Annotated in this window: 16 protein-coding genes; 2 read left to right on the top strand and 14 right to left on the bottom strand. The window is 69.7% G+C overall.

Annotated elements, in window-relative coordinates:
* Positions 1–13: 13 nt before the first annotated feature.
* The 3 genes from nadD to ABZ642_RS17375 all read right to left on the bottom strand — a co-directional run bounded on the left by nadD (position 14) and on the right by ABZ642_RS17375 (position 1,281).
* Positions 14–706, bottom strand: a complete 693-nt coding sequence (gene nadD / locus ABZ642_RS17385) for a nicotinate-nucleotide adenylyltransferase (RefSeq protein ID WP_360483961.1) — start codon at positions 704–706, stop codon at positions 14–16.
* A 69-nt stretch (positions 707–775) separates the two neighbouring features.
* Positions 776–943 (bottom strand): hypothetical protein, encoded by a 168-nt coding sequence (locus tag ABZ642_RS17380; protein WP_351692895.1) that lies wholly within the window; start codon positions 941–943, stop codon positions 776–778.
* Between the two features lie 176 nt (positions 944–1,119).
* A complete protein-coding gene (locus ABZ642_RS17375) occupies positions 1,120–1,281 on the bottom strand; it encodes a hypothetical protein (RefSeq protein ID WP_360483958.1) in 162 nt (53 codons plus the stop codon).
* Positions 1,282–1,382: 101 nt separating this feature from the next.
* Here ABZ642_RS17375 and ABZ642_RS17370 point away from each other — a divergent pair, with 101 nt between their 5' ends.
* On the top strand, positions 1,383–2,525 hold the full coding sequence (locus tag ABZ642_RS17370; protein WP_360484365.1) for a M48 family metallopeptidase: 1,143 nt from the start codon (positions 1,383–1,385) through the stop codon (positions 2,523–2,525).
* An 18-nt stretch (positions 2,526–2,543) separates the two neighbouring features.
* Here the strand turns inward: ABZ642_RS17370 and ABZ642_RS17365 are convergent, their stop codons facing one another.
* From ABZ642_RS17365 to proB, 5 genes are all read right to left on the bottom strand, one after another.
* Positions 2,544–3,614, bottom strand: a complete 1,071-nt coding sequence (locus ABZ642_RS17365) for a hypothetical protein (RefSeq protein WP_360483955.1) — start codon at positions 3,612–3,614, stop codon at positions 2,544–2,546.
* A gap of 89 nt (positions 3,615–3,703) precedes the next feature.
* Positions 3,704–4,306, bottom strand: a complete 603-nt coding sequence (locus ABZ642_RS17360) for a hypothetical protein (RefSeq protein ID WP_360483952.1) — start codon at positions 4,304–4,306, stop codon at positions 3,704–3,706.
* Positions 4,307–4,448: 142 nt separating this feature from the next.
* Positions 4,449–5,735, bottom strand: coding sequence for a glutamate-5-semialdehyde dehydrogenase (locus ABZ642_RS17355; protein WP_360483950.1), 1,287 nt, complete (start codon positions 5,733–5,735; stop codon positions 4,449–4,451).
* Between the two features lie 87 nt (positions 5,736–5,822).
* The gene (locus tag ABZ642_RS17350; RefSeq protein WP_046733220.1) at positions 5,823–6,251 is read right to left on the bottom strand and encodes a hypothetical protein; all 429 of its coding nucleotides are present in this window, start codon (positions 6,249–6,251) and stop codon (positions 5,823–5,825) included.
* Positions 6,252–6,375: 124 nt separating this feature from the next.
* On the bottom strand, positions 6,376–7,482 hold the full coding sequence (gene proB, locus ABZ642_RS17345; protein WP_360484362.1) for a glutamate 5-kinase: 1,107 nt from the start codon (positions 7,480–7,482) through the stop codon (positions 6,376–6,378).
* Positions 7,483–7,715: 233 nt separating this feature from the next.
* Here proB and ABZ642_RS17340 point away from each other — a divergent pair, with 233 nt between their 5' ends.
* On the top strand, positions 7,716–9,119 hold the full coding sequence (locus ABZ642_RS17340; RefSeq protein WP_360483946.1) for a polysaccharide pyruvyl transferase family protein: 1,404 nt from the start codon (positions 7,716–7,718) through the stop codon (positions 9,117–9,119).
* 40 nt (positions 9,120–9,159) lie between these two features.
* On the opposite strand, the gene ABZ642_RS17335 is transcribed toward ABZ642_RS17340, so the two are convergent.
* The 6 genes from ABZ642_RS17335 to ABZ642_RS17310 form a co-directional block, all read right to left on the bottom strand.
* Positions 9,160–10,320 carry a glycosyltransferase family A protein gene (locus ABZ642_RS17335; protein ID WP_360484359.1) on the bottom strand — a complete coding sequence of 387 codons (1,161 nt, stop codon included), beginning with the start codon at positions 10,318–10,320 and terminating at the stop codon, positions 9,160–9,162.
* Positions 10,321–10,706: 386 nt separating this feature from the next.
* Positions 10,707–12,791 carry a hypothetical protein gene (locus ABZ642_RS17330; RefSeq protein WP_360484356.1) on the bottom strand — a complete coding sequence of 695 codons (2,085 nt, stop codon included), beginning with the start codon at positions 12,789–12,791 and terminating at the stop codon, positions 10,707–10,709.
* A gap of 183 nt (positions 12,792–12,974) precedes the next feature.
* Entirely contained in the window at positions 12,975–14,474 is a 1,500-nt protein-coding gene (locus tag ABZ642_RS17325) for a bifunctional cytidylyltransferase/SDR family oxidoreductase (protein WP_360483943.1), read from the bottom strand.
* A gap of 324 nt (positions 14,475–14,798) precedes the next feature.
* The gene (locus ABZ642_RS17320) at positions 14,799–16,049 is read right to left on the bottom strand and encodes a hypothetical protein (protein ID WP_360483940.1); all 1,251 of its coding nucleotides are present in this window, start codon (positions 16,047–16,049) and stop codon (positions 14,799–14,801) included.
* Between the two features lie 114 nt (positions 16,050–16,163).
* Positions 16,164–17,714 (bottom strand): alkaline phosphatase D family protein, encoded by a 1,551-nt coding sequence (locus ABZ642_RS17315; RefSeq protein ID WP_360483938.1) that lies wholly within the window; start codon positions 17,712–17,714, stop codon positions 16,164–16,166.
* Positions 17,715–17,887: 173 nt separating this feature from the next.
* Complete coding sequence (locus ABZ642_RS17310; RefSeq protein ID WP_360483935.1) at positions 17,888–18,841, bottom strand: LysR family transcriptional regulator; 954 nt, start codon at positions 18,839–18,841, stop codon at positions 17,888–17,890.
* Between the last annotated feature and the right edge of the window lie 166 nt (positions 18,842–19,007).

Raw genomic sequence — 19,007 nt, 5'->3', positions numbered from 1 at the left:
TGCCCCTCTCGGCTCACTCGCCGCGGTACAGCTCGCGCTTGTCGATGTAGCGCACGACTCCGTCCGGCACCATGTACCAGATGGGGTCGCTCTTGGCGACTCTCGCACGGCAGTCTGTGGAAGAGATGGCGAGCGCGGGAACCTCCACCAGCGAGACGCCGCCCTCCGGGAGACCGCGGTCGGTCAGTTGGTGACCGGGCCTGGTGCAGCCGATGAAGTGGGCGAGGGAGAAGAGTTCCTCCGAGTCGCGCCAGGTGAGGATCTGGCCGAGGGCGTCGGCGCCGGTGATGAAGAAGAGATCGGCGTCGGGGTTGAGGGCCCGCAGGTCGCGCAGGGTGTCGACGGTGTAGGTGGGGCCGCCGCGGTCGATGTCGATACGGCTGACGGAGAACTGCGGGTTCTCCGCGGTCGCGATCACCGTCATCAGGTAGCGGTCCTCGGCCGGTGAGACCTTGCGGGCGGTCTTCTGCCACGGCTGCCCGGTCGGCACGAACACCACCTCGTCCAGCTGGAACTGGGCGGCGACCTCGCTGGCCGCCACGAGGTGTCCGTGGTGGATCGGGTCGAACGTCCCGCCCATGACGCCGAGGCGGCGTTTGCCGGTGTGCGCGGGGCCCGCCGGCGTGTACCGCGGGCTCGTCACCGTGTCGTCGGCGGCATCGGCCGCGTCATGCGCCGGACCGGTAGGCATGTCCTGCTCTCCCATGCGTGCAGACCCTACCGGCCCGGCCCGTGGGCCCCGCCCCGAGGACGGGTGCCGGGCTCGGCCGCCGGCTCAGCGGTCGCGGTTGAAACGGGTGGTGATCCACAGCAGGAGCAGCAGGATGATGAACGCGCTGCCACCGGTGACGAGCGGGTTGAGGCTGTTGTGGTTACCGCCGTGCTCCTCGCCCTCGGCGGCGAGGGTGACCAACTGGGCAGCGGCGCTGTGAAGATTCATCATCTGCGGCAGGACCTATCGCGTGTGGACGGGATAAAGACGTCGGTCCATCGTATGCGGGCGGCCCGGCGACGATCACGCCGACTCCTCCGTTGGGCCGACTCCCCGGTTCCGTCGACCCGGCCCCTCGGTCACGCCGGCTCCCTCGGCCACACCGGGCGGGGAACGATCCCGGCGACTCAGTCGTCCTTCTGTCTGTACCCGCGCAGCAGGAACCAGGCGGTCAGCGCACAGCCCAGGAACATGACGATCAGGACGATCCGCAGCAGGTCGCCCGAGCCCTGTTGGTGGGCGGCGCTCGCGGCCTGGGTGAGCCAGGCGGCTCGGGGGTTGTGCTCCATGAGGCACTCCTTCGGCTGTACTGCCCGTCCACGGTATCTCCGCCTAGGCTGGGCCCTGCTTCGGGGGCACGGTGGGCACACTCACGCACATGGGGGATGACATGTCCGACGACGGCCACGAGCAGAACGGGCACGAGCGGGTGCCGGGCAGGCAGCGCAGGCGTTTCCCGGGGATCTCCTCACGCGCCTACGAGCATCCGGCCGACCGTTCGGCCCTGGTGGCGCTGCGCAAGCTGAGCGGCTTCGACACGGTCTTCAAGGCGCTCAGCGGGCTGCTTCCGGAGCGGAGCCTGAGGCTGCTGTTCCTGTCCGACTCGGTCCGCGTGTCGGACCAGCAGTTCGGCCACCTGAACGACATGCTGCGGGACGCCTGTTACATCCTGGACCTGGAGAAGGTCCCGCCGATGTACGTCAACCAGGACCCGCAGCCCAACGCCATGTGCATCGGCCTGGACGAGCCGATCATCGTCGTCACCACCGGGCTCGTCGAACTGCTCGACGAGGAGGAGATGCGGGCGGTCGTAGGGCACGAGGTGGGGCACGCCCTGTCCGGGCACTCGGTGTACCGGACGATCCTGCTGTTCCTGACGAACCTGGCGCTGCGCGTGGCCTGGATCCCGCTGGGGAATCTCGCGGTCATGGCGATCGTGACGGCGCTGCGGGAGTGGTTCCGCAAGTCGGAGCTGTCCGCCGACCGGGCGGGACTGCTGGTGGGGCAGGATCCGCGGGCCTCGATGCGCGGGCTGATGAAGATCGCCGGCGGCAACCATCTGCACGAGATGAACGTGGACGCGTTCCTGCAGCAGGCCGAGGAGTACGAGGCCGGGGGCGATCTGCGCGACTCGGTGCTGAAGATCCTGAACGTGCTGCCGCGCTCGCACCCGTTCACCACGGTCCGCGCGGCCGAGCTGAAGAAGTGGGCCGAGTCCCGCGACTACCAGCGGATCATGGACGGTCACTATCCGCGGCGCGACGGGGACAAGGACACCTCGGTCAGCGACTCGTTCAAGGAGTCGGCGGCGAGCTACGCGAGCGACGTGAAAAGCTCCAAGGACCCGCTGATGAAGCTGGTCTCGGACATAGCGGGCGGGGCCGGCGGTCTGGGCGGCCGCGTCAAGCGCGGCTTCGACGGGTTCACGAGCTCGGCGCCCGGCAAGGATGGTTCCGCGAAGGACGCTCCCCCGAAGGACACGCCGTCGCAGGACGGTCCCGCGCAGGACACTCCGCCGCGGGACGACGAGTAGCCGGGGCGCGTCAGACCGTCAGACCTTCGGTTCGGCCCCGGCGGCCAGCGTCCCGCACAGGGCGGCGGTGCTGTCCGTGGCGTACGGGTCCGTGCCCGCCGGGCCGCCCGCCCTGGCGGTCTCGCCGGCCAGCAGCGGCTGCAGGTGGTCGGCGGAGTCCCCGGCGCAGGACAGCGGGCCGGCCTGGACGTAGGAGACGACCAGCTGGGTCTGGCGCAGGCGCAGGTCGTCCCGGTCGAAGCGGAAGGTCAGCTCGCGGCGGACGGTGAACAGGGAGACCTGGGAGCCGGCCGGGGCGCCGGTGGCCCGCAGCGCGTAGACGAGGGTGTGGTCGGCGGTGACCTCCAGGGTGGCCGAGTCGGTCTCGGTGGCCTGCATGCTGCCCTGGACGCGGATCTTCGGATCGGCGAGCTCGGCGCGTGTGGGGTCGAAGCGGACCAGCCATCCGGTGGGCTCGTGCCGGCCGTCCGCCGCGGGGTGGTCGAGGCTCTGGTCGAACTGGTCGAGCTGCCCGGGGTCGAGCAGCACCCGCGCGGGCCGCACCGCGCTGCTGTCGAGGACCTCCGGGTAGAGCGCGGAGCGGACGATGTAGTCCTTGGCCGTGGTCAGGGCGGTGACGACCTGGCTGTCGGAGAAGTGCGCGGTGCTGCGGACGGGCGGCAGCGGTATCCCCTCGGCGCCGACCTCGTACCGCGCGGCGGGACTGTGCGCGAACAGCGTCTCGGCGTCGGCGGCGCCGGGCACCTTGCCCTGCGGGGCGAGCGGGACGACGGTCATCCGCAGCGGTTCGACGGGCTGCTGGGCCTCCTGGGTGCCGTAGGGGTGGCGGACACCCATGTAGATCGCGGTGCCGAAGGCGACGAGGATCAGCAGGACGAGGATCAGGGCCTGCCGGGTGAGGCCCCGGCGCAGGGGCGGGCGACGGCGTACGGCCGGCGCGTGGTCGGACATGCGTTCGCGCGCGGAGGATTCCTGGAGGCGGGCAGCGCGGACGAACGATTCGTCGAAGACGACGGATCGGTACTCGTCCTCTCCACCCACGGGGCCGCCCTCGGGTGTCCCCTCAGGTGGGTCCACAGGCCCGCCCATACTCTCAGAGTAGGTCTCGGAAGCCTCAGGTAAACGCCCAGCTGCGCGACAACTTCTGACAGGTTCTCACCAGAACGGGCAATCGCCGCTCAGGGGGTGCGCGGGACCGCGGAGACCGCCGGCTGGGCGGGCTGGGAGTACTCGGCGGACGCGGAGGGTGCCGCCGCGGTTCCCTGTTCCAGGCCGGTGGAGGGCGGCCGGGGCACCTGGTCGCGGCTGCCGCCCGAGGAGGCACCCCGGTAGACCGCCGCGAAGGCCAGCGCGACCATGCCTATGCCCATGACGAGAGCGAGCATCCAGGCCACGGGGCGGTGCCAGCGGACGTGCTTGCCGTAGGCCCCCGGGGCGCCGTACCGGTCTTCGAGTACGTCGCCGTCGTCCAGGTCGTCGAGGTCGGCGCCGTGGCCGAAATCGGGGTCGTAGCCGTCGTCGTAGCGCTCGCCTCTGGCGTGGGCACGGCGGGCCTCGGCCTCGGAGGCCTCGGCTCTGGCCTGCGCGGCGGCCAGGAGGCGTTCGACCGCGGTCGGCTCGTGGATCACGGCCGCCTTCACGAAGGCCTCGTCGAAGACCACGGCGTCGAACTCTTCGTCCGACATCCCGCGGTCATGGTCGTCGTCGGGCTCCCAGCCGTCAGGGAACGGCGTGCCCCCCACGTCCTCCGGCACGCATCCAGAGTAGACCTGGGGGGTCAATTTGGGCAGACGGTACGGAAATTCATAGGCCCTGTGAGACGCCTTTCACGCCCGCGCGGGCCCGCACGCCCCTCCGCGCGCCCGCACGCCGTGGGGCGTGCGCGGTTGGGCCGTACGGGTGCCGGCGGCGCATTCACAGGCGTCAGCGGCGGATGTGGCCGTCGCCGGTGACGATGTACTTGGTGCTGGTCAGCTCCGGCAGGCCCATGGGGCCGCGGGCGTGCAGCTTCTGGGTGGAGATGCCGATCTCGGCGCCGAAGCCGAACTGGCCGCCGTCGGTGAAACGGGTGGAGGCGTTCACGGCGACGGTGGTGGAGTCGACCAGCTGGGTGAAGCGCCGGGCGGCCTGCTGGGAGGTCGTGACGATCGCCTCGGTGTGCCCGGAGGTCCACAGCCGGATGTGCTCGACGGCCCGGTCCAGGGAGTCGACGACGGCGGCGGCGATGTCGTACGACAGGTACTCGGTCTCCCAGTCCTCCGGGACGGCCTCGACCACGGTCGCCTTGGAGTCCTTGGCGTAGGCCAGCACGCGTTCGTCGGCGTGGACGGTGACGCCGGCCTCGGCGAGGGCGTCCAGCGCGCGCGGCAGGAACTCGGCGGCGATGTCCTGGTGGACGAGGAGGGTCTCGGCGGCGTTGCAGACGCTGACCCGCTGCGCCTTGGAGTTGATCAGGATGTCGATCGCCATGTCGATGTCGGCGTGGGCGTCGACGTAGACGTGGCAGTTGCCGGTGCCGGTCTCGATGACGGGGACCTTGGACTCCATGACGACGGTCTGGATCAGCGAGGCGCCGCCGCGCGGGATGAGGACGTCGACGAGGCCGCGGGCGCGCATCAGTTCGTGGACGGACTCGCGGCCCTCTCCCGGCACCAGCTGGACGGCGTCGGCGGGCAGCCCGGCGCCGCCGACGGCGTCGCGCAGGACGCGGACGAGGGCGGTGTTGGACTCGTAGGCGGAGGCGGAGCCGCGCAGCAGGACGGCGTTGCCGGACTTGAGGCAGAGGGCGGCCGCGTCGACGGTGACGTTCGGGCGGGCCTCGTAGATGATGCCGACGACGCCGAGCGGGACACGGACCTGGCGCAGGTCGATGCCGTTGGGCAGGGTGGAGCCGCGGACCACCTCGCCGACCGGGTCGGGCAGCTTCGCGACGTCACGGACGTCGGAGGCGATGGCACGGACCCGCTCCGGGGTGAGGGTGAGGCGGTCGACGACGGATTCGCTGGTGCCGTTCTCGCGGGCCTTGGCGATGTCCTTGGCGTTGGCCTCGACGATCTCGCTCGTACGGACCTCCAGGGCGTCCGCGATGGCGAGCAACGCGTCGTCCTTGACGGCACGCGGCAGCGGCGCGAGGTCGGCGGCGGCTGCCTTGGCACGGTAGGCGGCCTGGGTGACCGGGGACATGGCGTCGTACGGCGAGAGCGTGGTCATGGGGGAAGGGTAGTGCGCGCCGACGTCCCGTCCACGTGTCATCCCACACCGCGAGACGGGATCAAAAGGGGGCAATCACGGTCACGGTCAGAACGGGTGGATACCGACCGGTGTCGCCGGTGGCGGACCGTAACCCTCGGCGATCCGCTGGTGGTAGGTGGCGCGGTCGATGACCTCCAGGCCGACGATCTCCCAGGCGGGCAGTCCCGCGGTCTGGCGGTGCTCGCCCCACAGGCGCAGCGCGACGGCGGCGGCGTCGTGGAGGTCGCGGGCCTCTTCCCAGTAGCGGATCTCGGCGTGGTCGCACGCGTAGCGGCTGGTGAGGAGGAACGGATGGTCGTGGGCCAGTTGTTCGAGTCCGCGGCGCAGTTCCGGCAGGGGGACCTCGGCACCGCAGACGCTGAGGGTGACGTGCCACAGACGGGGCAGGTCCTTCGGCTCCTCGTAGGTGTCCCCGGCCGCGACGCTCGTCAGAGCACCGCGGGACGCCGCAGCCCCAGGGCGCACTCGTCTCACGACGGCCTCCTTCAGCTGTGCTCGTGCGGAACGTGGTCCTGAGACAAAGTTGAGCAGGCCCCAAGGGTTCGCGTGGCGGTTTTACGGAACGTCCCCCACCGGGGTCCGTCGTTACGCCCCGTTTTTACGGGTGCAGGATCACCAGGTCGTCCCTGTGTACGACCTCGCGTTCGTACGCCGGGCCCAGCTCGCGCGCCAGCTCCCTGGTCGAACGCCCGATCAGCTGGGGGATCTCCTTGGCGTCGAAGCTGACGAGCCCGCGGGCGACCGCGCGTCCCTCGGTGTCACGCAGCTCGACCGGGTCGCCCGCGGCGAACTCACCCTCCACGGCGGCGATCCCGGCGGGCAGCAGCGATTTCCGGCCCTCGACGACGGCACGGACGGCGCCGTCGTCGAGGGTGAGCGAGCCCTGGGGGGTGGAGGCGTGCTGAAGCCACAGGAGGCGGTCTGCGGACCGTTTGCCGGTGGGGTGGAAGTAGGTGCCGGTGTCCCCGCCGGAGAGCGCGTCGGCGGCGTGCACGGCGCTGGTGAGGACGACCGGGATGCCCGCGGCCGCGGCGATCCGGGCCGCCTCCACCTTGGTGACCATGCCGCCGGTGCCGACGCCGGCCTTCCCGGCGCTGCCGATCTCGACGCCCTCGAGGTCCCGCGAGCCCTTGACCTCCGCTATCCGCGAGGTGCCGGGCTTGCCGGGGTCGCCGTCGTAGACGCCGTCGATGTCGGAGAGCAGGACCAGGAGGTCGGCGTGGACGAGGTGGGCGACGAGGGCGGCGAGGCGGTCGTTGTCGCCGAAGCGGATCTCGTCGGTGGCGACGGTGTCGTTCTCGTTGACGATCGGCAGGGCGCCCATCGCGAGGAGTTTGTCGAGGGTGCGGGAGGCGTTGCGGTGGTGGGCGCGGCGGCTCATGTCGTCGGAGGTGAGCAGGACCTGCCCGACGCGGACGCCGTAGCGGGCGAAGGACGCGGTGTAGCGGGCGACCAGCAGGCCCTGGCCGACGCTGGCGGCGGCCTGCTGGCGGGCCAGGTCCCTGGGGCGGCGGCGCAGCCCGAGCGGGGCGAGGCCGGCCGCGATCGCTCCCGAGGAGACGAGGACGACCTCCTTCTCGCCACCGCTGCGGCTCTTGGCGAGGACGTCCACGAGCGCGTCGACCCGGTCGGCGTCCAGACCGCCGGAGGCGGTGGTCAGCGAGGAGGAGCCCACTTTGACGACGATCCTGCGGGCCTCGCTCACGGCCTGCCTTGCGCTTGTCACGTCCTGTCCCCACTTCGTTGCGCGTGGCAGCAATCTACGCGAAGCGGATGTGCGGGGGACGCGGCCGTCCAGCCTCCGGACAGAGCACATGCAGGCAGAACGTAACCGATCGATCACGCCCCGCTCATGGCAAAAAGGTTGCACGGACTGCTTATAGAAATTGAAGCAAACGCAAAGTTAATTTGAAGTTTGTGTCATCTAAAGTTCGCAGCGTGAAGCGCATCCTCCTCAGATCGGGCAAGAGTCCCTACGACGTCGTCAGCGTCGAGGAGGCCCTGCACCGGGACGTCATAGCCACCAACTCGGGCAACCTGATCTTCAGCGATGCCGCGCACAAGATTCTCGAGACCCCGGACACCGAGGTCGTCTCGAACGGCATGCCCTCCAACGCCTCGGCGGCTGCGCGCATCAACGACGAGTACGACGCCTTCGTCATACCGCTCGCCAACGCCTTCCGCCCGTCCTTCGAGAGCTCGCTGAAGCGGATGACCCGGCTGATCTCGAAGTTGAAGATCCCGGTGGTCGTGCTCGGCGTCGGCGCGCAGGCCGGGGTCGGCTACGACCCGGACCGGCTCAAGAGCATCGAGCCGACCGTGCGGGAGTTCTGCGCGGCAGTGCTGGAGCGCAGCGCGTCGATCGGCGTGCGGGGCGAGTTCACCGAGCAGTACCTGAAAAGCATGGGCTTCAACGATGTCGAGATCATCGGCTGCCCTTCGCTGTTCCTGTACGGCGACCAGCTCCAGGTGCACAAGAAGGCGCTGGAGTTGACGCCGGAGTCGCGGATCGCGATCAACGGCTCGCACAGCGCGGTACGTGCGCAGGGCCTGGACCGGATCATCACGCGCACCCACGAGCGCTACCCGTATCTGCGGTTCGTCGGCCAGAACCTCAGTGACGCACGGCAGTTGCACTGGCGGGACCTGTCGGACCCGAACGCCGCGGTGACCGCGATGCCGACCCACCCGGACCACCCGATGTTCGGCGAGGACAAGGTGCGGGTCTACGTCGACCCGATCACCTGGATCGACGACCTGCGTTCTTTCGACTTCTCCTTCGGTTCGCGCATCCACGGCAACATCGCAGCGCTGCTCGCCGGCACACCGGCCACCGTGCTGTGCGGTGACTCGCGGACGCTGGAGCTGTGCCGTTACTTCGAGATTCCGCACGTGCGGCTGGACCAGGCGGTCAAGGACCTCGATTCGGCGGACCCGGCGAAGCTGTACGCGGAGGCCGACTTCGGCGGTCTGGTCGGCGGCCACCGGGAGCGCTTCGAGCGGTTCACCGGGTTCCTCGACCGGAACGGACTGCAGAACACCTTCACGCACGGCGACGGCGGGGCGGCCTTCGAGGAGCGGATGCGGGCGCTGGCGTTCCCGGCGGGCATCCGCCCCTGGAACGAGACGGACCTCGCCTCGCTCACCTCGCGGTTCGGCTGGCTGCACAGCCGTATAGAGGAACTGTCGCTGGACAACGTCAAGCTGAAGAAGGACCTGGCGCGCGCGGGGGCCCGGACGGCCAAGACGGTCGTCGCTCCGCCGCCGGCGGCGTCGGTCTACCGGCGGGCCCGGCGGGCCGTCGGCAGGCCGATCCGGCGGGCGCTGGGGACGGGCCAGTAGGCAGACGGGCGAGCCGGCGGCGGCCTGACCGGGTGCCCGGTCAGGCCGCCGCCGCTTTGACCCCCCGTGTCGGCAGCGACCTGCGGAGCCTGCGCACGGCGCGCCGCAGGAAGGTGTTGGCCGCGTCCTCGCGGTAGCCCGCGATTTCACGGGCCTCGCGGGGTTCGGCGAGGTAGACCCAGTCGGGAACACCTGCCGACCTGGCACGGAAGTGCGGGTAGGCGAAGTAGACGTGGGTGCCGCGCTTCTCCAGGAGGGCCCCGGCCTGCTTCTTGGCGCGTACGAACTCGACGACGTCCAGGAGGAGGTCGGGGCGCTGTACGGCGACCAGGTGGAGTCTCAGCCGCTCGTGGACCCGCAGGCGGCGGGCGATCTCCGGATTCCAGTGGGCGTCCATCAGCGGCTTGGCCAGTTCCAGCTTCTTTTGGCGGACTTCGTCGCTGTCCTTGAGGAACCTGGGCCCGAACTGCGGGAGCAGGGTGACCAGGAACGGCCTGACCATGAGCGTGTCACGGCGCGATCCGGCCGGGACCATGTCGGCGATCAGGTTCATCAGGGCGCGTGCGGAGTCGAAGCGGAGGGTGTAGCTGCCGCTCTTGGTGACGTGCTTGCCGTCCTCGCGGCCGACCAGGTAGTAGCAGGGGTAGTCGGCGACCACGGAGACGCCGTCGGCGCGCAGGTAGGCCTCCATGGTGAACAGCGCGTCCTCGCCGGTCCACAGGGACTCGTCGAAACGCATGCCGTGCTGTTCGAGGAGTGCGCGGCGGAACAGTTTCTGCGCGCTGAGCGTGAACTTGATGTTGGACGAGAAGACGTCGGTACGGTCGAGCGTCTTGCCCCACATGGACTGCGGGGGTTTGCGGTTGATCCCCTCGACCTTGCCGAGGACGACGTCCGTGTTGTTCTTGTCGCCCATGGCGACCATGCGCGCGAGGGCCTCGGGACCGAGCCTGTCGTCGGCGTCCAGGAAGAACACGTAGCGGCCGGCGGCCTTGCCGAGGCCGACGTTGCGGGGGCCGCTGGGGCCGCCGGAGTTCTCCTGCCGGATCACGGTCACCGGCATGGCGGCGCGGGCCGCGAACTCCTCCAGGTACTCCCCCGTGCCGTCCGTCGACCCGTCGTCGACCGCGATGACCTCCATGCGTGCCGGGTCGAGGGTCTGGCTCTCCACGGAGGCCAGGCATTCGACGAGATACGGCATAGCTTCGTACGCCCCGATGATCACAGTCACATCAGGCTGCGCAACGACGGTCACGTTTCCCCCTAGTCAATGGTGCGTTCCCCCTGCGTCACCTCGATCGCAACGTGTTAGATGACCGGTTGACGCAACCGGTTGCCTTGGGACGCGCCTTCAGTGACACACGTCACATGACGAGCAGCTGGCCTAGCGGCGTACAGCGGGTTACGTCCGACAGTACGGGCGCACGGTAAGAGCTGCTCACCGGAGACCGCGAAGCATTGGTAAGAGAAACGGCGCGAATGAATAAGCAGAGGTAAGAAGTCGCGCCCGAAGAGACGTGGAGGGGGCTCGGTACCCAGGGATTTCTCCCTGGGTACCGAGCCCCCTCGCCGTTGTGGTGCGAACGGTCAGCCGGTGGGGGTACCCTCGGCCTCACCGGCGGCCTTCAGCGGGTCGCCTGGCAGTACCTCGGCGAGTTCGGCCGCCTCGGGGTCACCGGCCGCGATCCGGGCCTCCTGGCCCAGGTTGCGGGTCTCGGCCTTGCGGGCGAGCGCGGCGACCGCGGCGTTGAACTGCTCGATGGAGGTCGGCTCGTCCGGTCCGAGCAGATACCGCTTGAGATCGTCCCGGTCCAGGGCCAGCGGATCGGCCGACGGATCACGTACGGCGTCCAGCAGGGCGTCCAGTTCCTTGGCGCTGTTGGAGAGGATCACGGCGGCGCGTACCGCGGTGTTCGCCCGCTTGAACTCCTCCACGCCGACTTCGGCGGAGTCCGTGACGGCGTACGGCTTGCCGCTCGCGATGAAGTCGGAGACGACGCTGGAGATGTCGGAGACCATCGCGTCGGAGACGTTGAAGCAGTCGTACAGGCGCGGTTCGGCGCCGGTGACGACCCGGTGCTCGTGGTCGGGGAAGGAACGCCAGTGGGCGTCGTTCCACTCGGCGCGCAGGCGGGCGATCTCCTCGTGCTTCTTCAGGTCGACGACGTCGTCCCGGCTGCCCTCGGCCTCGTCGCGCTTCACGCCGCCGGTGCCGGTCAGCTCGGCCAGGCGGGCCTCGATACGGGCCAGCTCGGCCTGTGCCGCCGTCCGGGCGGCCGTGTCGGCGGTGAAGCGGGGGTCGGCGGCGCGCTCGGCGGCGGCCTTCTCGAGGAGGGCGGTGACGCGTCGGTGGGCGGCGCCGGCCTGGGCGCTGACGGTGCCGGTGAAGGGGTGCGGCTTGTACAGGACGCGGACCGGCGGGTCGGCCTTGACCAGCTTCTTCACGATGTTCTCGCCGGCGAGCACGAGGGAGGTGTTGCCGGGGTTGCCGTCCCAGCCCTCCCAGGTGGGCGCGTACAGGACGGTGGGGCAGCGTCCCTCGGCGGGGGCGCCGGACCCGCTCTGGATGGGGGCCAGCTGCGGGCGCCCGACCTCGACGATGTCGTCGTCGCGGACACCGACGTCGGCGATGGCGTAGCGGTCGCGGCCCGCGCGGCCGGCGGTCCACACCTCGTCGTAGACCTTGCTGAACGGGTTGACGCTGGCCAGCTTGTCGCTGTCGCCGTGGCCGATGAAGACGTGCTTCATGGTGGGGACGCGGAGCAGGTGGATGTTCTTGCCGACGTTGGCCGCGTAGAGGGCGACACGGACCGTGGAGAGGTCCAGGTTCATCAGGTGCACACCGCCGGGCACGCAGATGACGGGGGCCGTGGTCGGGGCGAGGTTCTGCAGGATGACCCGCTCGCGCAGCAGGACCAGCGGGCGGGAGTCCAGCTGTTCCATGGTCTCCAGCCACATGTTGACCTGGTAGGCGGAGTCCTTGGAGCCGGAGAAGTACAGCACGGTCTCGGGCTTGTACTGGCCCATCCAGTCGTCGACGGCGGCCAGTACGGTGTCCGCGTCCGGCGGGGTCTTGCGGCCGCGTACGTACGGCAGCAGCACCAGCACGTAGAGGCAGCCCAGGGCGAGGGTGATCCCGATGCCGACGAAACCGGCGACGGCGTTGTCCGTCATCGCCGAGATCAGCAGGCCCACGACGGCCGCGAGGTCGAGGTGGAGCATCTTCTCGGCGGAGCGGTCGAGCAGGCCGCGCGGCGGGGCGTCCGGGATACGGATACGGGACTTCAGGTCGACGTTGCGGGTGGCGACCGGCATCCGGCGGCGGTTGCGGATCAGGGTGACCAGTGCGCCGTGCGGGGCCTGCAGGCCGTAGGAGGCGATGAAGCAGGCGATCGCGCCGTAGAAGACCAGACCGTTCGAGAGGTCCATCCGGGCCAGCAGCAGGATCAGCAGCAGTTGCCGGATCAGGAAGCGGATCGACAGACCGGCCCGGACCTTGCTCAGGCGGTTGATGAGATAGCTGCCCTTGCGGTGCAGGTAGTGGTCCGCCAGGTACGTGACGGCGGCCGCGGCCGCGAAGGCGTAAACGCTCGGGACGAGCGCGGCGATCATGAGCACCGGGAAGCCGAGCATCATCAGTGCCGCCGCGGCCAGCTCGGCCGCGCTGCCCACCCGGGCGACGCGAATAGCGGTGGATATCACGGAGAACCTTTTGCTGACAAAAAGGCCGGAATTTGACCTTGCGGACGATCTGGGAGGTTGTCGGTCAGGAATTTGTACGGTTCAGGCCCCTGTGATTGCTCCGCGAACGCGCAGCCACAGAGGCCTGAATTAAAGATGACTAATGAACGCCGATTATGCCACGCCGTCCTGTCGGTCCAGGACACTGGCCAGCGCCTGCTCGAAGCCGGAGGCCAGGCCGGCGGCGGCCGTCGGGTCCTGCTGGCGGACGTCGATGACATGGCCGGTGAGTTCGGACAACAGCACGTCGAGGGAGGTGCGGGCGACGGCCTCGGAGGAGAGCAGCGAGCCCGACGGCTCCTGGCCGAACGCCTTGGTGCGCATCGGGGTGGCGGTGCGCTCGGGGTTGATGCAGTTGACGCGGATGGCGTCGCCGGCCCACTCGTCGGACAGGGCCTGGGTGAGGTTCACCATGGCGGCCTTGGTCGAGGAGTAGAGGCTGTACTCGGCGCGGCCGCGGGTGTAGCTGCTGGAGGTGTAGAGGAGCAGCTGGCCGTTGGTCTCGGCGAGGTACTTGTAGCTGGAGCGGGCGATCTGCACCGGGGCCAGGTAGTTGACCTTCAGCGCCTCCTCGATGGTGGCGTTGTCGGTCTCGGCGAGCTTGCCGATGCGCAGCACGCCCGCCGTGTTGACGACGTAGTCGATCCGGCCGGTCTCCGCGTACGCCTTGGAGAGCGCGTCGTCGACCTCCTCCGGGTTCTCCACGTGGGTGCCGGTGGTGGAGCGGCCCAGGGCGTAGACGTCCGCGCCGTAGGACTCGGCGAGTTCGGCGATGTCCTTGCCGATGCCGTACGAGCCGCCGAAGATCACCACGGTCTTGCCGGTGAGCAGCGCGCGGTAGGCGTCCTCGCCGTTCTGCTCGGGGGCGGCGGCGGAGGCGAGCTGGAAGAGCTTGTCGGCGATGAAGACGTCGACGGGCTGGGTGACCTTCATGTTGTACTCGTCGCCCGCGACGACGTGGATCGGCACGTCCGGCAGGTACTTGAGCACGACGGAGCAGTCGTCGGTCGCCTGGAAGTTGGGGTCGCCGGCGGCGACCTCGTAGGCCCGCTTGATCGTGGACAGCTTGAAGGCCTGCGGGGTCTGGCCGCGGCGCAGCCGGGAGCGGTCCGGGATCTCTGTGATGAACTCGCCGTCATCGCCGTGCGTCCGCGTGACGATGATGGTGTCGGCGGACGGGATGGCGACGTCGACGGCCTGGTAGCGCTCCAGGGCGGTCACGCAGTCGTCGATGACACGGCGCGACAGCAGGGGGCGTACGGCGTCGTGGAAGAGGACGTTGCGGTCCTCGCCCTCGGCCAGGTCCTCACCGAGCGCCTCGATGGCGCGCTCGGTGGTCTCGTTCCGCGTGTTGCCGCCCTCGATGATCTTCTTGACCTTGGTGAACCCGGCCTTGGCGACGATCTTCTCGATGTCCGCGACATAGCCCGGCGCCATCAGCACGATGATGTCGTCGATCGAGTCGGCCTTCTCGAAGGTGGTCAGGGTGTGCTCGATGACTGCCTTGCCGGCGATCTTCAGCAACTGCTTGGGGATCGACAGACCCACCCGCTGGCCGGTGCCACCGGCCAGGATCACTGCGGTGGTTCGGGGCTTGGCTATGTGCTGGGACACAGGTGACCTACCTTGGGGCATCAGGGAACCTGGAAATGGTCCCACTTCGGGTAACCGGTGTGCAAGGTGAGCGCCGTCCACTGCATATGTGCCCGCAACCTTTCATTCACCTTGCGACGCTGGTGATGGGCATCGCCCGTCGGGCGACTGGGAAAGTTCCGTGAATTTGCTGTGAGTAACTACACAGGGCATTCCGATTGCTGTGCGTGACGCATGGTACGTCTCAGCAGAACTAAGACGTGCCCTACGGACGGCTTAGCTCAGCTAAGCCGTCCCCGCGGGGACGGCTTGACGCAGCCGAGCCGTCCCCTGCGCAGAACCGGCTCAGCGCCGTCGCAGCTTCTTCAGACATCGGTGACCCAGTACCCGCACGAGCTCCTTCGACGACGTCTGGTGCACCGTGCGGGTCTTCGCCTCGACAGTGTGACCTATCGGTACCGCGGCCGCGGCGGCGAGTGCGCCGTACAGGGCCTGGGCGGCGACCTCCGGTGCGATGCGGACCTCTGCGGCGGCAGGGGCGGCCGGGCCGGTGGCCGGTTGACGCCGCTCGGGTACGGCGGAGAGCAGGGAGGGGTCACCGACCACGCGGACGCCCATGGTGCCGATGCGTTCCACCATCTCGGCGCCGATACGGCCGGCGGCCTCGACGGCCCAGTCGGGGGTGGAGATCTTCACGTCGTCGGCGGCGGGACTGCACGTGTTCTTCATATGCATGACGGCGCCGTTGCGGACGAGCTTCGAATAGAGCTCGTCCGGCAGTCCATTGCCGCGGAATTCCACGTTGAGCTTTCGCAGCATTTCGGTCTCGGCGAGGGTGAGGGAGCGGTTCGCCGCGTCCGGTGCGGACCTGAGGAGGTTTTCGGGCAGTCCGAGCAGCGCTTCGAAGGTGCGCATCAGGCCGTCGTGGTCCCGGTCGTCGACCACGACGACGGTGATCCGGTCGGCGCCGACCGCGCGGATCCAGCGTTCGACGAGCCGGTCGTGCCGGTGCCGACGCCAGAAGCTGGGGTTGGGCTTCTCGTAGGGGGCCTTGCGCAGCATGTGATCCAGCCACTCCTCGTACCCCATGCGCAGCCCGTTCTGCACGTACTGCTGCCATTGCGAAGGCATGATCCGGGCGAGCGGGCGCAGGGTGACGAGGACGTGGACGCGGTCGCCGCCGAGCTGCTCGACGATGCGGGCGACACTTTCGTCGTCGGGGGCGTCGGCGAAGAACTCGCTGCTGATCACCGAGGCCCGGGAACCGGTGGCCTCGACCTGCTTGAGCAGCCTGGTCCAGTGCTTCTCGGTGGGCACGGTGTCGCCGATCATCGCGGGCCGGGCGCAGGCGGCGAGGGCGGCCTCCATGGGGTGCCGGCTGGTCGCCGGGAACTCCACGCCGTGTTCGGGCAGCTTGTGCTTCGCGGCGAAGAGGGCGCCCTGGATGGCCGTGGTACCGGTCTTGTGCGGGCCGATGTGCAGCAGGCGGGTGCCGGCGGGCAGGGCGGCGAGGGGACCCGTGGGGCTCATGGGGCTCATGGGGCCTAGGGGGGCCTTGGCCACCGGGGCTTCGCTTCTCGTACAGTCCGTCTCCATGGTTAACGGAAGGTAAGAGGTTTGCCTGAGGTTCACCTGAGAGGTGCCTGGGACACAGATGAGTCCCAGGCCCCCGTTACACGGACTTGACTTTCGGTGCGCCTGATTCGCTCGTCAGACGACCTGTACGCCCGGTTCGTCCGCCTCGACGCGCAGGGTCGCGAAGGTGCTCGCGGTGGCCTGCGGTTTGACGACGGTGTCCACGACCCGCACCCGCGCGTCGATGCCGTCGCGGCGGATGTCGAAGAGGTGGTAGCCGCGGTGGGCGTCGATGACCTTCCAGTGCGGGTTGTCGGGCTTCAGCGGGTCGAACTGGGCGTGGAAGGCGGCCTGGTCCTGGTCGCCGTTGCTGGAGATGGAGGTGCCGACGAACTCGGCGCCGACCACGTTTGACGACGGGTCGGCGAAGTCCTGCTTCAGGTCGCTGATCATCGTGAGGTGCCGGTCGCCGCTGAGCACGACGGGGTTGCGGATCGAGGCGAACTCGTCCAGCAGGGCGTTGCGCTCGACCTGGTAGCCGTCCCAGGCGTCGTAGTACCAGAGTTTTCCGTCGCCGGGCAGGATGTCGGTCTCGGCCATCATGATCTGTGAGGCGATCAGGTTCCAGCGGGCCGGTGAGTGGTGCAGTCCGTCGAGGAGCCACTGCTTCTGCCCGGCGCCGAGCATGGTGAGGGAGGGGTCCTCGGCGGCCGTCTGACCGGTGACCTGGTCGCTGCGGAACTGCCGGGTGTCGAGGACGTTGAGCCGGGCCAGCCGGCCGAACTCCAGGCGGCGGTACATCTGGATGTGCGGCCCGTCCGGGATCGCACTCGCCCGGACCGGCATGTGCTCGTAGTAGGCCTGGAAGGCGGCGGTCAGCCGGGCGACGAACGCGTCGTGGGACTGTTTGTCGGGGTCCTGCGGGACCTGGCCGGCCCAGTCGTTGTCGACCTCGTGGTCGTCGAAGGTGACCACCCAGGGCGCGTTCGCGTGCATGGCGGCGAGGTCGGGGTCGCTGCGGTACTGGGCGTAGCGGTTGCGGTACTGCGCCAGGGTGTACGGCTCCCCGGTGCCCTCGTGGCGGCGCGGGCCGGCCGAGGACGGCGTGGACTCGTAGATGTAGTCGCCGACGAAGAGGACGATGTCGGGGTCCTGGGCGAGCATGTCGGCGTACGGGGTGAAGTAGCCGTGCTGCCAGTTCTGGCAGGAGGCCAGGGCCACGCGCAGGGAGCCGCCCTTGGCGTGCGGGTGGGGTGCGGTGCGGGTGCGGCCGGTCGGGGAGATGCGGCCGCCGGCGCGGAAGCGGTACCAGTAGGAGCGGTCGGGGCGCAGTCCTCGTACATCCACGTGAACGCTGTGCCCGTACTCGGGCCGGGCGTGGGCGGTGCCCCGGCGGACGGCCTTGCGGAACCGTTCGTCCTCGGCGATCTCCCAGGCGACGGGGACGACGGTGTCGGGCATGCCGCCGCCGTCGAGGGGGTCGGGGGCCAGCCGGGTCCAGAGCACGATGCCGTCGGGGAGCGGGTCGCCGGAGGCGACACCGAGGCTGAACACGCCGTCGGGCAGCGGGGTTTCGGCCGCCTGCGCGGAGGCGGGCAGCCAGAGCTGGGCGGACGCGGCGGCTGTGAGGACGGCGGCGCCGACGGTCAGAAAGCGGCGTCGGTCGGGCGATGGTGCTCCGGTCATACGCGGACTCCCTTGCCACTGTGGCCTCTTGAACGGCCTGACCTTCGGAAGCTCCCACGGCCGGACGGTCCGTGCGTTGAACGAGAGCATTCGTGCGCATGACAACTAGGAGACAACGGACGCCCTCCGCCGGCAGAGGATCAGACCGCTGAGGCCCCGCACTTGACGGCAGGTCAGTCGCCTCGGCCCTGGGACGGGCCGGCCTCCGTGGGAGTGGTGACCGCCGGAGTGGTGTCCGCCGGAGCCGTGACCGCCGCCGCCAGCCGGTCGCGGAACCAGCGGTGGCCCGGGTCGGCCGAGTTGCGCGGGTGCCAGGCCATGCCGAAGTCGAGGGGCGCCAGGTCGAGCGGGATCGGGAAGGTGCGCAGGCCCAGCGCCTCGATGGTGTCGTCGAGCCAGTCGGCGACGGTGAGTGCGACGAGGTCTGTGGTGCGGGCGAGCATCATCGCGCTGGTGTGGCTGGGTACGACGACGGCGATACGGCGCTGGAGGCCGAGTCCGTCGAGGGCGTGGTCGATGGGGCCGAGGCGTCTGCCGTGCCGGGAGATGCCGATGTGACCGGCGGCGGCGAACCGTCGGGCGGTGATCCGCCCCTGGAGGAGCGGGTGTCCGGCGCGGGCGACGCCGACCAGGGTCTTGCGGGTGAGCCGGCGGGTGCGGATCTCGGGGTCCAGGTGGCCGAGGACGCCCAGTTCGACGTCGACCAGGCCCTGCCGGAGCGCCGGGCCGCCTTCCAGCGCCTCCGGCACGAAGACGACGTCCACGTGCGGGGCCTGTGCGTGGACGTGGTCGGTGAGGGTGCCGGCGAGGCCCACGAGGAGCAGTTCGGTGCTCTGCACGGTGAAGGCGCGCTGGAGATGGACGGGGTCGAATCCCGCGCCCGGCCGCAGGACGTCGTCGCAGCCGCGCAGCAACTCGGCTACCTGATCCCGGAGTTCGAGGGCGCGTGGGGTGGGGACCAGGCCCTGTCCGGCACGCACCAGCAGCGGGTCGCCGACGGCTCGGCGCAGCCGGGCGAGGCTACGGCTGACGGCGGCGGGTGAGGTGCCGAGCCGCTCGGCGGCCCGGGTCACGCTGTTCTCCTGGAGGAGGGCGTCCAGGACGCGCAGCAGGTTGAGGTCGATCAAAAATACCCTCCTGAGCTGCGTCTTTGCGTCTACGGCAAGGATTCGGTGCCCATCTTTGCATGGCTGCGGAGGCGGTGCGCCGCGGAAAGTGGTTGTCGCCGGCGAGACCGACCCCGGCCGGACCGGCCCGAAAGACCCCGGCCGTACCGGCCCGAAAGAAAGGCAC

The sequence above is a fragment of the Streptomyces sp. NPDC007157 genome, assembly GCF_040634235.1.
In the GTDB taxonomy this organism is placed as follows: domain Bacteria; phylum Actinomycetota; class Actinomycetes; order Streptomycetales; family Streptomycetaceae; genus Streptomyces.
This window is presented reverse-complemented; position numbering and strand designations above follow the sequence as displayed.